This is a genomic window from Mycobacterium sp. (assembly GCF_025933915.1).
Classification (GTDB): Bacteria; Actinomycetota; Actinomycetes; order Mycobacteriales; family Mycobacteriaceae; genus Mycobacterium.
Genome location: NZ_JAICZA010000116.1, coordinates 1 through 15,185 on the forward strand (window position 1 = coordinate 1; position 15,185 = coordinate 15,185).

Here is a 15,185-nt window from a genome sequence, read left to right on the forward strand (position 1 = left end):
CAGGCGACGTCCTACGACACCATGGGTCAGGTCAACCAGGCCTTCCGCAACATCGTCAACATGCTCCACGGGGTGCGCGACGGGCTGATTCGCGACGCGAACAACTACGAGCAACAAGAGCAGGCCTCGCAGCAAATCCTCAGCAGCTAGCCCAGAACCGCTGCTGCCCAAAGCTTTTAAGGAGCCAAGCAATGAGCATCAATTACCAGTTCGGCGATGTGGACGCCCATGGTGCCCTCATTCGCGCCCAGGCCGCGTCTTTGGAAGCCGAGCACCAGGCCATCGTTCGCGATGTGCTTGCTGCCGGTGACTTCTGGGGCGGTGCCGGTTCGGTGGCCTGCCAGGAGTTCATCACCCAGTTGGGTCGCAACTTCCAGGTGATCTACGAGCAGGCCAACTCCCACGGACAGAAGGTTCAGTCCGCGGGCAACAACATGGCCAGCACCGACAGCGCCGTCGGGTCCAGCTGGGCCTGACGCCACGACCACAGGCGCGGCAGCACACCACCCGTCGGTGTGCTGCCGCGTCCTGCGGTTACCGTGCATTGTGACTCTTGAGCTATTCAGGGACCGATTGAGGAATTGATGGACCAACAGAGCACTCGCACCGACATCACCGTGAACGTCGACGGTTTCTGGATGCTCCAGGCGCTGCTGGACATTCGGCACGTCGCCCCGGAATTGCGGTGCCGGCCATACGTTTCCACCGACTCGAGCGACTGGCTCAACGAGCATCCCGGAATGACGGTGATGCGCGATCAAGGCATCGTCGAAAACGACCAGGTCAACGAGCAGGTCGCCGCGCGGATGAAAGTGCTTGCCGCGCCGGACCTCGAGGTGGTCGCCCTGCTGTCGCGGGGCAAGCTGGCCTATGGCGTCCTCGATGACGAGAATCAGCCCCCGGGTTCGCGCGACATCCCCGACAACGAGTTTCGGGTGGTCCTGGCCCGCCGCGGCCAGCACTGGGTGTCGGCGGTCCGGGTGGGCGGTGAGATCACGGTCGACGACGTCGCCGTCGCGGACAGCGCCTCGATCGCGTCCCTGGTGATCGACGCGCTGGAGTCCATTCACCACGCCGAGCCCGCGGCGATCAACGCGGTCAACGTGCCGCTGGAGGAGATGCTCGAAGCGACGAAGTCGTGGCAGGACTCGGGTTTCAACGTGTTCTCCGGCGGAGACCTGCGCCGTATGGGCATCAGCGCCGCGACCGTGGCCGCGCTGGGCCAGGCGCTGTCGGATCCCGCCGCCGAGGTCGCCGTGTACGCACGCCAGTACCAGGACGACGCCAAGGGCCCCAGTGCGTCGGTGCTGTCGCTCAAGGACGGGTCCGGCGGCCGCATCGCGCTCTACCAGCAAGCCCGGACCGCCGGTTCGGGGGAGGCGTGGCTGGCCATCTGTCCGGCGACCCCGCAGCTGGTACAGGTGGGCGTCAAAACGGTGCTGGACACACTTCCCTACGGCGAGTGGAAAACTCACAGCAGGGTGTGACATTCCGCGAAACACAGAGTTCACCAATGTCGTCGCACTCAACATGCGGTTGAGCTGCGAGCACGGCATACTTCTTTCAAGGCATCAGCAATTCTCAAACCGGTGTCAACCACAACTCTTAATCGCAAGGCGAGGCAGATGGAATTCCAATTAGTCGGAATGCACTGCGCGGGGGGCCGCAGCACAGCGGCGAGAACACCGGCGCCGGATGGCACGCGACCGGCGGCACGGGTTCACACATTCATCACGGTAGGGAGTGCAAGGCGATGACTGCGGTAGTTGAAGTACCACAGGCTGACGTAGAGGGCATCTCACAGCCTCAGGCAGTCGTCGTCGGCGTGATGGCCGGCACGGGTGTCCAGATCGGCGTCCTACTGGACGCGAATGCCCCCGTCTCGGTGATGACCGACCCGTTGCTGAAGGTGGTCAACAGCCGGCTCCGCGAACTCGGTGAGCCTCCGCTGGAAGCCGCCGGCCGGGGCAGATGGGCGCTGTGCCTGGTGGACGGCTCGCCGCTGCGGGCCACCCAATCGCTGAGCGAGCAGGACGTCTACGACGGCGACCGATTGTGGATCCGGTTCATCCCGGACACCGAGCACCGCTCGCAGGTCATCGAGCACATCTCTACCGCGGTCGCGTCGGATCTCAGCAAGCGCTTCGCCGCCATCGACCCAGTGGTTGCCGTGCAAGTCGGTGCGTCGATGGTGGCAATCGGGGTGACGGCCGCGACCGGTTTGCTCGGCTGGTGGCGCTGGCACCACAACTCGTGGCTGCCAACGGTCTACGCGGGCGTGATCGGCGCGCTGGTGCTGGGCGTTTCCTTGTTGCTGTTGGCGCGGGCGCACACCCAGCAGGAACGGCGCGTTGCCGACACCATGCTGTTGAGCAGCCTTGCGCCGTTGTCGGTCGCCGCGGCCTCCGCGCCGCCCGGCGGGGTGGGATCGCCACAAGCAGTGCTGGGCTTCGGCGTCCTCACCATTGCCGCGATACTCGCGCTGCGGTTCACCGGACGCCGGCTGGCGATCTACACCGCGATCGTCACCGCCAGCTCGATCACGGCCGTGGCCGCGTTGGCGCGCATGGTAGCCATGACCAGCGCCGTAACGCTGTTGACCTGCGTCGTGCTCGTGTCGGTTCTGGTCTACCAAAGTGCGCCGGCGATCTCGCGACGGCTGGCCGGCATCCGCCTACCCGTCTTCCCGTCGGCCACCAGCCGATGGGTCTTCGAGGCTCGGCCCGACCTGCCCACCACGGTGGTGCGCTCCGACGGCGGCCCCCCGGTTCTGGAGGGACCCGCGTCGGTCCGCGACGTGCTGACGCAGGCCGAACGCGCCCGCTCCTTCTTGTCGGGTTTGCTGATCGGGCTCGGCGTCCTGATGGTCGTCTCGCTGACCGCGCTGTCGGACCCGCACACCGGGCAACGCTGGTTGCCGGTTCTGCTGGCGGGCTTCAGCGCGGGATTCCTGTTGCTGCGCGGCCGTTCTTACGTCGACCGCTGGCAGGCGATCACCCTGGCCGGCACCGGGGTGCTGATTGTCGGTGCCGTCGTCGTGCGGTACGCGCTCGTGCTGCAGTCCCCGCTCGCGGTCTCGATCAGCGCGGCGATCCTGGTTTTGGTGCCGGCGGCGGGCCTCACGTCCGCGGCTGTGGTGCCAAACACCGTCTACAGCCCGCTATTCCGCAAATTCGTGGAATGGATTGAATACCTCTGCCTGATGCCAATCTTCCCGCTGGCATTGTGGTTGATGAATGTCTATGCAGCAATTCGCTATCGCTGACGGCAAAGTGTGGCGTGGTCGCGCAACCGCCGCGACCGTCGCCGCCATCTTGCTCGCATCGGGCGCATTGGCCAATCTGCCTCCCGCCTATGCAATTTCGCCTCCGACGATCGACGCCGCGGCAGTGCCGCCGGACGGTCCACCCGGGCCGGGGGCGCCGATGAAGCAGAACTCGTATTGCACCGAGGTCGGCGTGCTGCCCGGGACCGATTTCCGGCTGCAGCCCAAATACATGGACATGCTGAATCTGCAGGAGGCGTGGCAGTTCGGTCGCGGTGCCGGCCAGAAGGTGGCCGTCATCGATACGGGCGTGACCCCGCACCCCCGGTTTCCGCACCTCATTCCGGGCGGCGACTACATCATGTCCGGTGACGGCCTGTCTGACTGCGATGCGCACGGCACCATCGTGGCGTCCATGATCGGTGCGGCATCGGCCAACGGCGCGGGAGTACCACCGGCGGCACCGCGCAAGCCGGTCACCATTCCCACCACCGAGCCACCGCCGAAAGCGCCGCCGCCGCAGACGGTGACCCTGTCACCGCTCCCGCAGACCGTGACGATGGTTCCGCCCCCGCCCCAGGACCAGCAGCAACAGCCTCCGGGCCCGTTCGGGGCGCCCCCGCCACCGGCGGCTCCACCGCCCGCCGGCCCGGCCCCGGCGCCGGCGCAGGGTGGGCAGGCCCCGGCGAGCAACCACGCTGGCGGCACCGTGACCATCCCCGGCTACTCCGGCGGTGGACACACGGTCAAGGTCGACCATCCGCGTCCGCTCGACCCGCCGCCGGCACCGCCGCCCCCCGCGCCGACCAAGGGCGGCCCGGACGCGTTCAGCGGGATCGCGCCGGACGTCGACATCATCGCGATCCGGCAGACCAGCCAGGCCTTCGGCCTCAAGGACGCCTACACCGGCGACGAGGATCCGCAGACGTCGGCGAAGATCGACAACGTGCAGACGATGGCACGGGCGATCGTGCACGCCGCCGACATGGGCGCATCGGTGATCAACATCTCCGACGTGACGTGCATGAGCGCCCGCAACATCATCGACCAGCGCTCACTGGGCGCCGCTGTCCGCTACGCGGCCGTCGACAAGAACGCCGTCATCGTTGCCGCCGCCGGTGACACCAGCAAAAAGGACTGCAAGCAGAACCCGCCTCATGATCCGTTGCAGCCCAACGATCCTCGCAATTGGAATGCCGTCACCACTGTCGTGACGCCATCCTGGTTCAGCGACTACGTCCTGACGGTCGGCGCGGTCGACGACGGAGGCCGCCCGCTGAGCCAGGGCGATCAGGGTCAGGCATCGACGAGTGTGGCCGGGCCGTGGGTGGGAATCGCCGCGCCAGGAACGGACGTCGTCGGACTTTCACCGCGAGATGACGGGCTCATCAACGCGATCGACGGACCGGACAACACGTTGCTGGTTCCCTCTGGCACCAGCTTCTCGGCGGCGATCGTGTCGGGGGTGGCCGCGCTCGTGCGTGCCAAGTTCCCGCAGCTATCGGCGTATCAGGTCATCAACAGGTTGACGCGTACCGCCCGTGCGCCGGCGCGCGGTGTGGATAACCAGGTCGGCCACGGGGTCGTCGACCCGGTCGCGGCATTGACCTGGGACGTACCCGACGGTCCGGTGAAGCCGCCGCAGCAACTGTCGGCGCCGCTGACGATGCCGAAGCCGGTCCCGCCCCGGGATATGGTGCCAGTGTGGGTCGCCGCCGGAGGATTGTTCGTGGCGGTGCTCATCGGCGGCGCAGTGTTCGGTGCGGCGATGCTGATGAAGCGATCTCGCAAACAGCAGTAGGAACAGCGATAGGGGCGGAGCACCAACACTGATGAAGGCTCAGCGCAGGTTTGGGTTGTCGTTGTCATGGCCGCGGCTGACCACGGTGTTCCTGGTCGACGTGGTGATCATGGCGGTGGCCAGTCATTGCCCGGAGTCCTGGCAGGGCACCTACCGCATCGCGTTCTGGGTGGGGGTCGGTCTGGCCTTGCTGGTCACGCTGCTGTCGCTTGTCACCTACCACGGCCTGACGGTGACGTCGGGACTGGCAACCTGGCTGTGGGATTGGTCCGCCGATCCGGGCTCCGCGCTGGCCGCCGGCTGCACTCCGGCCACCGATCACCAACGCAAGTTCGGCCGCGACAAGGTCGGCGTGCGCGAGTACCAGGGCCGGCTCGTCACGGTGATCGCCGTCAACGGCGGTGAGGACGACCCGGCGTCGCGCCATCGTCACCGGTCGTCGCGGCCCGCCCTGCTGGTGCAGGCCGTCGCCTCGGGGTTACGCCAGTTCGACATCCACCTCGATGACATCGACATCGTCTCGGTGAAGGTCCGCCGCGGCGGCCCTGACATTGGTGCCGCCGAGTTGTCGAAGCTCGACGACTTCGGCCCCGAGGAGTGGAAGGTGGTGAGCGACGAGCCCACCTCATACGTTCGCCGGACCTGGCTGGTGCTGCGGATGAACCCGCAGCGCAACGTCGCCGCGGTGGCGGCCCGCGATTCGCTGGCGTCGACACTGGTGGCGGCCACCGAACGGCTCGCCCAAGATCTCGACGGGCTGACCTGCGCGGCCCGGCCGTTGACCGCCGAGGAGCTCGCCGAAGTCGACCGTGCGGTGCTGGCCGATCTCGAACCGACCTGGAGCCGCCCCGGATGGCGCCGCCTCAAACATTTCAACGGGTTCGTGACCAGCTTGTGGCTGACGCCGTCCGACATCACCACCGACAAGCTCGATGAGCTATGGGAGGACGACACGTACGCCACCGTGCTGACCATTCGGCTCACCTCACGCGGGGGCCGTCCGCAGGTGGCGGCCTGGGTGCGCTACCACACCGAGAAACGGCTGCGCAGAAACGTCTCGTCGGGGCTCAACCGCCTCACCGGACGTCAGTTGGCCGCGGTGCGGGCCAGTCTGCCCGCCCCGTCGGCCCGCACCCTGCTGGTCGTGCCGAGCCGCCCGTTGCGCGCCGACGATGACGAGCTCGCGCTGTCCGTCGATCAGCTGCGAGGGAGCTCGGCGGACGTACCTGTAGCGCAATGACGAGGCCCCAATCAACCGCCGAAGGTGCCCGTAACGCGATGGTCGCCGGCCTGTTGGCGTCGGGCGTCTCGGTCAACGGGCTGCAGCCCAGCCACAATCCGCAGGTTGCGTCGCAGATGTTCACCACGGCGACGAAGCTGGATCCTTCGATGTGTGACGCCTGGCTGGCACGGATACTCGCGGGGGAGCAGAGCCTCGATGTGCTCGCCGGTGCCTGGTCGTCGATTCGGACGCTCGGGTGGGAGACCCGCCGCCTCGGGGTCACCGAGTTGCAGTTTCGCCCAGAGGTTTCCGACGGACTGTTCTTGCGGCTGGCGGTGACCAGCGTGGAGTCGCTGGCGTGTGCTTACGCCGCGGTGCTCGCGGACGCGAAACACTATGCGGAAGCGTCGAAATTGATCGACGGCGTCGAACCCCGCCAGCCCTTCGAGGAGGAGCTGGTCAGCTACGTGCGCGGCGTGCTGTACTTCCGCACCGGCCGGTGGCCCGATGTGCTCAACGAATTCGCCGAGGGGAAGGGCTGGCGCCAGCCCGAGCTCAAGGCCGCGGGTGCGGCGATGGCCACCACGGCGCTGGCCTCGCTCGGTGTGTTCGAAGAGGCCTTGCGCCGGGGCCAGGACGCCATCGAAGGCGACCGGGTACCGGGCGCGGCCAACATCGCCCTGTACACCCAGGGCATGTGCCTGCGGCACTTGGGTCGCGAGGACGAGGCTGTCGAGCTGTTGCGGCGGGTCTATTCACGGGATCCGAAGTTCACCCCGGCCCGCGAGGCGCTGGACAACCCGAACTATCGCCTGATCCTGACCGACCCGGAAACAATCGAGGCCCGTACCGATCCGTGGGATCCGGACAGCGCGCCCACCCGCGCGGAGGCGGAGGCCGCCCGCCACGCCGAGGAGGCGGCGAAGTACCTTGCCGAGGGCGACGCCGAGCTCAACGCCATGTTGGGCATGGAGCGGGCCAAGCGGGAAATCAAGTTGATCAAGTCGACGACGAAGGTGAACCTGGCGCGCGCCAAAATGGGCCTTCCGGTGCCCGTGACGTCGCGCCACACCTTGTTGCTCGGTCCGCCGGGAACTGGAAAGACCTCGGTGGCAAGGGCTTTCAGTAAGCAGCTGTGTGGGTTGACCGTCCTGCGCAAACCGGTTGTGGTCGAGACCAGCCGCACCAAGCTGCTGGGTCGGTACATGGCCGACGCGGAGAAGAACACCGAGGAGATGCTCGAGGGTGCCCTGGGCGGTGCGGTGTTCTTCGACGAGATGCATACGTTGCACGAGAAGGGCTACCAACAGGGCGACCCCTACGGCAACGCGATCATCAACACGTTGCTGTTGTACATGGAGAACCATCGCGACGAGCTGGTCGTCTTCGGTGCCGGCTACGCCAAGGCCATGGACAAGATGCTCGAAGTGAATCAAGGTCTGCGGCGGCGATTTTCGACCGTGATCGAATTCTTCAGCTATACCCCTGACGAACTGGTCGCGCTGACCCGATTGATGGGCCAGGAAAACGAAGACGTCATCACCGATGAATCGGCGCACACCTTGCTGCCGTCATACACCAGGTTCTATCTCGACGAAACGTATTCGGAGGACGGGGATCTCATCCGCGGCATCGATACGCTCGGCAATGCCGGTTTCGTGCGCAACGTCGTGGAAAAGGCGCGTGATCACCGCAGTTTCCGTCTGGACGACGAGGACCTGGATGAGGTTCTGGCCAGCGACGTGACCGAGTTCAGCGAGCGCCAGCTGCTGCGGTTCAAGGAGCTGACCCGCGAGGACCTCGCCGAAGGCCTCAGCGCGGCGGTAGCCGAGAAGACGAGTTAGACGGCAGGCGCGGTCCCAGGGTGATGCGCCCGCGCATGGTTGGGATTGTGTTGCACGTTAATTTGACTCAACGAAGCCCGAGTGCCACCATGGCCTGTGCAAGCACCTCGCTAGGTGAGGCGTCTGCACGGACATAGGCCACTGACCTCGAACGTCGAGAGACGCCCAGGGTCAGGACAGCTCTTCCCGGATTAAGGGTTGAGCCCAAGTGGCTTCCGGCTTTGGTTGGCCGGATACGCCGTGTGGTGCCGAAGCTCTGACGAGAGGGGTGCGGGTCCAACGGTTCTGGTGTTGGGCGCTTCTCCCCGTGTGCGACGTATGGCATCCCCGTATGCCCTGGCCGCGAGGAGGTGAGAGCGAAATGAGTTCCGGTGATAGTCCGTATCCCAGATCGATGACCATTTCGTTGCGATCCGACCCCGGCCGTACTTCATAGCCTGAATCGGCTCACTCCACATATTCTCGCGCACGCCAACGCTTTACGCGTGCGTGCGCGAGTGTGCGCGGAATAAGCCACGGCACTGGCGAACCACGGCTGAGTTCGGTCCCTTTCTGCGAGGAGAACTCCGATGTCGTTCGCCATGACGCGTCGCGAAGCGGCGGCTTGGGATGCCGAGTTATCAGTATTGGCCGCAATGCAATTCAGCACCTCAACCGCCAGGTACCAGGCGGCGGTGCCAGCGATGGCCGCTCAGGGGCCGTTCCGCGCGGTCGTGCGTGCGTGTGCGAGCGCGAATGCGGCCGCAAAAACCGTCAACTCCAGCACAGCGAGCTAAGGGAAGGGGCCCGAAAGTGTTCGTGGACTTCGCAACGCTTGCACCGGAAATCAACTCCGCGCGTATGTATGCCGGGCCGGGTTCGGGTCCGATGCTGGCCGCCGCGTCGGCGTGGAATGGCTTGTCCGCGGAATTGCGTTCGGCCGCATTGTCGTACGGTTCGGTGCTCTCGGCGCTGACGAGCGAGGAGTGGCACGGTCCCGCCGCGGCGGCGATGGCTGCCGCGGCGATGCCGTACGTGGCGTGGATGAACACCACCGCCGCGCAAGCCGAGCAGGCGGCCACCCAGGCCGAAGCCGCGGCGGCGGCCTACGAGGCCGCGTTCGCGGCCACGGTGCCGCCCCCGATGATCGCGGCGAACCGCGCGCAGCTGGCGACGTTGATCGCCACCAACGTGTTGGGCCAGAACACGGCGGCGATCGCGGCCACCGAGGCGCAGTACGGGGAGATGTGGGCCCAGGATGCCGCCGCGATGTACGGCTACGCCGGCTCGTCGGCGGGCGCAACCCGCCTGGCGATGTTCACCGAGCCGAAGCAGACCACTCGTCAGGACGGAGTGGCCCGTCAAGCCGCCGCGGTCAGCCAAGCGACCGGCACCTCGGCCGGAAGCCAACAGGCCACGTGGTCGCAGCTGAACAGCGCCGTGCCCAATGCGCTACAGACCCTGTCGTCACCGACGACCTCACCGACGACGTCGCCGACGTCGTCGACGTCGGGTCTGTCGTCGATCCTGGACCCGAACAGCAATTTCTGGAACACGCTCACGTCGAGCGGCGCATTCAACCCGGCCCAGGTCGTGCAGACCGTGACGAGCTCGACCCTGATCGGTTCCAGCGCCAGCGCCCTCAACGACCTAGCGGACGCGGTGCCCGTGGCAACGGGTGTCGCAACAGGTACCCAGGGGCTGTCGGGTTTGGCGGGCGTCGGCAATGCGGGCGCCTCGGTGTCGGCGGGCCTGGGCCGCGCGTCCCTGGTCGGCCCGCTGTCGGTGCCGCCGAGTTGGGCCCCGCCCGCGCCGGTGACTGGCCCGTTGGCGCCGACACCTGGGGGCACCCCGATGGTCGCGCCGCCCCCGGCGATGGCGGCCGGCATGCCCGGGATGCCGTTCGGCGGCGTGGGCGGCCAGGGATTTGGACGCGCCGTTCCGCAGTACGGATTCCGGCCAAACTTCGTGGTACGCCCGCCCGCCGCCGGCTAGCCCATGACTTCGGCCGGCCATCACCGGCCGCGACATTGCCTACGCATTCGTGTCTGCTTGCCGGAAACCGCTGTCGGCCCGATCTTTACAACAGCACATGGAGAAATCAGCGGGTGTCGCCAACGCGGCGACCGTGCAGTCGAGGGGTCTGTGCCACACCCCAGAACCGGTGGGAGCGGCGGAAAGTCGCCTCACAGGAAACTGTCAGCGGCTAATCAATGCCACAGCAGATTGGCCGCGTCTACTCGTATGAGTAGACCTAGGGGAGACCGGCGTGAGGATCAACTAGCGGCTCGGCGATGTCGACGCCGTCGCTTTGAGCTGGGTTTGACCGAATTTCGCACAAAGTGACGCGGAATTGTCGTTTGAAGATATCTCTATCCGACAGCAACCTTGAGGTCAGGCGGTATTCCGAAAGCTAGGACTCGATCATCAGCGTAAAGCGAGACAGGGGGATTACGCGGCTTGCGTCCAGGCTAAATGCGAACAGCTACAAGTGATTTATCAAGTAATCCGTGGACCAGTACCCGATCCGCGGAATAATCGTGGGATTAACCTACGTAGTTTTGCGGCTCAATGCCGCCCGAGGCGCGGGCCCACCAAGTGATTTACGCCACTGATCGGGCGATACGGTGCGCCGTTCTCACACGGGCCGGGGCTGCTGCGACATCGATGTTTTACATGGTTTTACCTGGCGGGAACGCTGCCTGAATAACGACGGTGCACCATTGTTATCGGGATGGCAGCGTGGCTTGACTAGTTGTTCGTGCGCCGATTATGGCGCCGGTGTGCAGTTAGGGGAATGCGGGCTTGTCGTCTTCACCGCATCGAATCCGCAGATGTATTGACATATATGTCATGAATTCCCTTGGAGGTACGAATTTGTCGACGCGGGGCCCGCGGCGCCGTGACCACCTTGGTCGACACGCGAGGAGGTCCTAAATGCTGGATTTCGGTGCATATCCGCCGGAATACAACTCGGGGCGGATGTACGTCGGTGCGGGATCGGAGCCCTTGCTCGCCGCCGCAGCGGCATGGGACGAATTGGCCGCGGATTTGCAGTTGACGGGAGCGTCGTACAGCTCGACCGTCGACACGCTCACGACGGGCCCGTGGACGGGCCCGTCAGCCCTGGCGATGGCCGCCGCGGCGACCCCGTATGTGGCGTGGATCCATGCCACCTCCGCACAGGCTGAGGAGGCGGGCGCGCAGGCCAAGCTCGCCGCGGGGGCTTACGAGGCCGCGTTCGCGGCCATCGTGCCACCGCCGGTGATCGCGGCCAACCGTGCCCTGCTCGCCACATTGGTCGCCGCCAACATCCTGGGCCAGAACACCCCGGCTATCGCCGCCACCGAGGCCCACTACATGGAGATGTGGGCGCAGGATGCCGCCGCCATGTACGGCTATGCGGCATCCTCGGCGAGCGCGTCGGCGCTGACACCGTTCGCCGAACCCCCACGCACCACGAATGATTCGGCCGGGCCGACGCAAGCCGCCGCGGTCGCCCAGAGCAGCGGACAGTCCAGCTCGAACACCGCCACCCAGCTGTCGCAGCTGAGCGGCACGCTGCAGCCGGCCGTGCAAAGCGTGACCAACGCCAGCACGACGGGAAGCACGTCTGCCGGACTGACGACGCCGAGTTTCATCACCAATTGGAACGAGTTCTGGTCGGTAATGACCGGCGTGTACTCGCCGCAGTCGTGGAGCAGCATTCCGGGCGGCCCGTTCCTGTCATTCGGCCAGGCGTACGCGTGGGGTCAGAACGGGCAGGGCGCGGCCGCCTATCTGGCTGGGCCGAAAGCTATTTCGGGAGCGTTGGCGCCGCTGACCAGTGGCGCCAACGCTGTCACGCCCATGCTCAGCTCCGCGGTCGGGGCAGGGCAGGTGTCGGGGTCGATGGGCAAAGCCGCTCTGGTCGGCAACATGTCGGTGCCGCAGGGCTGGACGGACGCCGCCCCGGCCATCCGAACGGTCGCCCAGGTGTTGCCGACCAGCATGGCGGCCGCGCCTGCCGCGCTGGCCGGTGAGGAGGGTGTGTTCAGCCAGATGGCCCTGTCCAGTCTCGCGGGTCGCGCCGTCGCGGCCGCCGCGACCCGGCCGTTCGGTGGCACCGCTTCGGCGGTGGGATCGCTGAGCGCTGTCGCCGCCGAGGCCGACCCCGCCGCGGCCACGATCATCGTGATCCCGTGCATCGAGGATTGACGGCGATGACCAAATCACATGGCAGCCATGAACTGTCCGTCCGAACGCCGAGGTAAGGGGACCAGAGATGTTGTACGGAGCCTTTCCGCCGGAGTTCAACTCGGGCCGGATGTACAGCGGCCCGGGCGCTGGATCGTTGGCGGCCGCGGCGGCGGCCTGGCAGAACCTGGCCACCGAATTGCAGTCCACCGCGTCGTCCTATTCGTCGGTGATCTCGAGCCTGACCGCTGGACCCTGGGCGGGTCCGTCATCGCTCGCCATGGCGTCCGCGGCCGCCCCGTACGTGGCCTGGATGCAGCAAACCGCCGCGCAGGCCGCACAATCGGCGACCCAGGCCACCGAGGCGGCAACCGCCTACGAGACGGCATTCGCCGCACACGTGCCGCCGGCGGTGATCGCGGAAAACCGTGCCCTGCTCGCACAACTGCTGGCCACCAACATCTTTGGGCAGAACACGTCGGCGATCGCGGTGAACGAAGCCCAGTACGGCGAGTTTTGGGCGCAGGACGCCACGGCGATGGACGCCTACTTTGCCTCGTCGGCCACCGCCGCCAACCGACTGACGGAGTTCGGGCCGGCGCCCACGACCACCAATGAGGCGGCCGAACCGATGCAAGCGGCCGCCGTGACCTCGGCGGCCAGCAGCCCGGCCGCCAATGTGGCGGGCACCGCGGCGACGGCAGCGACTACCACGCTGCCGTACAGCGGAGCATTCTCCGGCCCGGCGAACCTGGCGTACCTCTACCAAACGTTCATGACGAATCTCTTCAACACCGTCCCGGGCGGGGCGAGCTTCTACACCGCCATGTACAACGCCGTGAAGGTGCCGTTGGGCCTGACCACGCAGTTCAACGACGTCGGGTTGCTGATCAATTTCCCGTTGTCGCAGTGGCTCAAGTTCGCCCCGCCCGTCGCTTATGGAGCGTTGCCGAAAGACGCGCTGGGTGCCGGACTGGGGGCGCTGGGGTTCGGCCGCGGCACCCTGTACAGCGCGATCAGCCCGATCGCCGGCATGGGAAATGCCGGCACCCTCGTCGGCAGGCTGTCGATCCCTCCCAGCTGGGCCACGGCCACCCCCTCCATCAGGACCGTCGCCGCCGTCCTGTCGGCTACCGGGACCGAGGCCGTGCCGGCGGCCGCGCTGGGCGGGGGGAGCCTGTTCAGTTCGATGGGGCTGGCCGGGATGCTGGGCAGCGCGGTGGGCTCAGGGGGGCCCACCGCGGCCCGTGCCGGCGTCCGTAATCAGATGGCTCCGATCAAGAACCTCAACGACCAACAATCACCGGAACAGCTGAAGCGCCTCGTCGCACAAATCTCGGAGAAGCCCGAAAGCGTGCAGCACCACAACGTCGATCAGGAAGACCTCGACGCGCTGCTCGAGCAACTGGCGAAGAAACCCGGCATTCACGCCGTGCACCTGAAAAAGGGGGACAAGTCCAAAGTCCTGCCCGCCGATGCCCAGTTGGGCTAGGGGACAGGGAAAGTCGGTGTTCACGCCGTTACAACAGAAGGGTGATGAGTGATGAAACGAGTATTGGCGCTGCTCAGCGCTTTCGCGATGATCGGCCTCGCCGCACCGGCTTACGCCGCTCCGGCGCCTCCGCCGGACGCTGACGACGGGGGCTTCGTCGCCGCGCTGCAGCAGGCCGGCTTCAGCTTCGCCACCCCCGGTTCGGCCGTCGCCGCCGGGAGGGCGGTGTGCTCTTGTTTGAACAACGGCGAACCGGGCCTGGAGGTCGTCCACGACGTGAAAACCCACAACCCCGGGATGGATATGGAGATGGCATCCAATTTCGCTGTGTTGTCCGCGAAGTTCTACTGCCCCCAGCAACTCTCCAAAACATGACCGGTCGCCGGCGATTCCCGGCATGCTGAGGTCGAATATGTTGTCGCTCCACATGTCTGGCGTATGAGGCCCGGCGCTGCGCGCTTCGGCGCGGCGAGCGAGAATCACGCGTTATGAAAATGGCGCTGGCGCTCGGCGTCGGGGTTTCGGCGGCGATTGTTCTGGCCCCGCTCACGCATGGTGATCCGGCAGCGGCTGGCGGAGACGAGGCAGGTTTCCTCGCGTCGCTGCGCAGCGCGGGCATCACCTACGCCACCCCGGATGGGGCAATAAAATTCGCCAAAGCCGTGTGCGTGTCGATGGGTCACGGCGAGTTAGGCCCCCAGATGGTGGACGAATTGAAGAGCGAAAATCCTGGACTCACCGACGATCATGCGACGTCGTTCTTGGCGATCGCAGCGAAATACTATTGCCCCCAGCAGCTCAACAGAAGCTAGCCCCCGCGACGCGGACGTCGTGCGTTGGATTGACATGTGCCATTATTAAAACCGTTGCACCCGACGACAATTCACTGTGTAGAAAGAGGTTTGGCTGAGCTGGCCAGCGGGAGGCCGACCGGGCCTCGTCAATGTAACAAGGCCGCATGTGACGTTGTCCCGCCTCGCAGCCGGATGCCGATCCTGAGAAAGTCTCAGTCGAAGTACGGCTAGCAACACCGCGGGCAAACACATGGAAAATACATATGCTTCACCGGCGGATCTCATGAATTCCATTTGAGCCCCAGCACATTTGCGGACTGGCCGCATATCCGCTCCTACCCTTGCGCCTGAGGGATACGGGAGGTAACGGGTGGACTTCGGGGCGCTGCCGCCAGAGGTCAATTCAGGACGGATGTACGTGGGGGCCGGATCGGGGCCGTTGCTGGCCGCCGCTGCGGCATGGGATGCGTTGGGAGCCGAACTGCATTCCTTCGCGGCGGCCTACAGCTCGACGATCGCGGGCATGACCGTCGGGTCCTGGTTAGGGCCGGCGGCGGCGTCGATGAGCGCCGCGGTGGCGCCGTACCTGGCGTGGGCGACGGCGTCGGCGGC

Annotated in this window: 12 protein-coding genes, 1 pseudogene and 1 riboswitch; all 13 genes and pseudogenes read left to right on the top strand. The window is 66.2% G+C overall.

What is annotated here, in order from left to right:
• A pseudogene (locus tag Q0W90_RS17440) lies at window positions 1-150 on the top strand (WXG100 family type VII secretion target); the annotation flags it as partial.
• 41 nt (window positions 151-191) lie between these two features.
• Window positions 192-476: a WXG100 family type VII secretion target gene (locus tag Q0W90_RS17445; RefSeq protein WP_020824001.1), complete on the top strand. Its 285-nt coding sequence runs from the start codon at window positions 192-194 to the stop codon at window positions 474-476.
• 108 nt (window positions 477-584) lie between these two features.
• The gene (locus Q0W90_RS17450; RefSeq protein WP_297600184.1) at window positions 585-1,487 is read left to right on the top strand and encodes an ESX secretion-associated protein EspG; all 903 of its coding nucleotides are present in this window, start codon (window positions 585-587) and stop codon (window positions 1,485-1,487) included.
• Window positions 1,488-1,753: 266 nt separating this feature from the next.
• Window positions 1,754-3,265 (top strand): type VII secretion integral membrane protein EccD, encoded by a 1,512-nt coding sequence (gene eccD, locus Q0W90_RS17455; RefSeq protein ID WP_297600181.1) that lies wholly within the window; start codon window positions 1,754-1,756, stop codon window positions 3,263-3,265.
• Entirely contained in the window at window positions 3,243-5,066 is a 1,824-nt protein-coding gene (locus Q0W90_RS17460; protein WP_297775447.1) for a type VII secretion-associated serine protease mycosin, read from the top strand. The genes eccD and Q0W90_RS17460 overlap by 23 nt, the downstream gene beginning before the upstream one ends.
• A gap of 31 nt (window positions 5,067-5,097) precedes the next feature.
• Window positions 5,098-6,306 (top strand): type VII secretion protein EccE, encoded by a 1,209-nt coding sequence (gene eccE / locus Q0W90_RS17465; RefSeq protein WP_297600174.1) that lies wholly within the window; start codon window positions 5,098-5,100, stop codon window positions 6,304-6,306.
• Window positions 6,303-8,132, top strand: coding sequence for a type VII secretion system ESX-5 AAA family ATPase EccA5 (gene eccA5, locus Q0W90_RS17470; protein WP_297775450.1), 1,830 nt, complete (start codon window positions 6,303-6,305; stop codon window positions 8,130-8,132). The genes eccE and eccA5 overlap by 4 nt, the downstream gene beginning before the upstream one ends.
• Before the next feature lie 99 nt (window positions 8,133-8,231).
• Window positions 8,232-8,407, top strand: a riboswitch (M-box (ykoK) riboswitch).
• Between the two features lie 517 nt (window positions 8,408-8,924).
• Window positions 8,925-10,106: a PPE family protein gene (locus Q0W90_RS17475; protein WP_297600168.1), complete on the top strand. Its 1,182-nt coding sequence runs from the start codon at window positions 8,925-8,927 to the stop codon at window positions 10,104-10,106.
• Window positions 10,107-11,048: 942 nt separating this feature from the next.
• A complete protein-coding gene (locus Q0W90_RS17480; RefSeq protein ID WP_297775453.1) occupies window positions 11,049-12,308 on the top strand; it encodes a PPE family protein in 1,260 nt (419 codons plus the stop codon).
• Between the two features lie 67 nt (window positions 12,309-12,375).
• Window positions 12,376-13,779, top strand: a complete 1,404-nt coding sequence (locus tag Q0W90_RS17485) for a PPE family protein (protein WP_297602214.1) — start codon at window positions 12,376-12,378, stop codon at window positions 13,777-13,779.
• Window positions 13,780-13,827: 48 nt separating this feature from the next.
• Window positions 13,828-14,154: a DUF732 domain-containing protein gene (locus tag Q0W90_RS17490; RefSeq protein ID WP_297602216.1), complete on the top strand. Its 327-nt coding sequence runs from the start codon at window positions 13,828-13,830 to the stop codon at window positions 14,152-14,154.
• A gap of 119 nt (window positions 14,155-14,273) precedes the next feature.
• Window positions 14,274-14,591: a DUF732 domain-containing protein gene (locus tag Q0W90_RS17495; protein ID WP_297602221.1), complete on the top strand. Its 318-nt coding sequence runs from the start codon at window positions 14,274-14,276 to the stop codon at window positions 14,589-14,591.
• Window positions 14,592-14,943: 352 nt separating this feature from the next.
• Window positions 14,944-15,185, top strand: a 242-nt coding sequence (locus Q0W90_RS17500; RefSeq protein ID WP_297775456.1) for a PPE domain-containing protein, incomplete at its 3' end; no start/stop codon positions are given.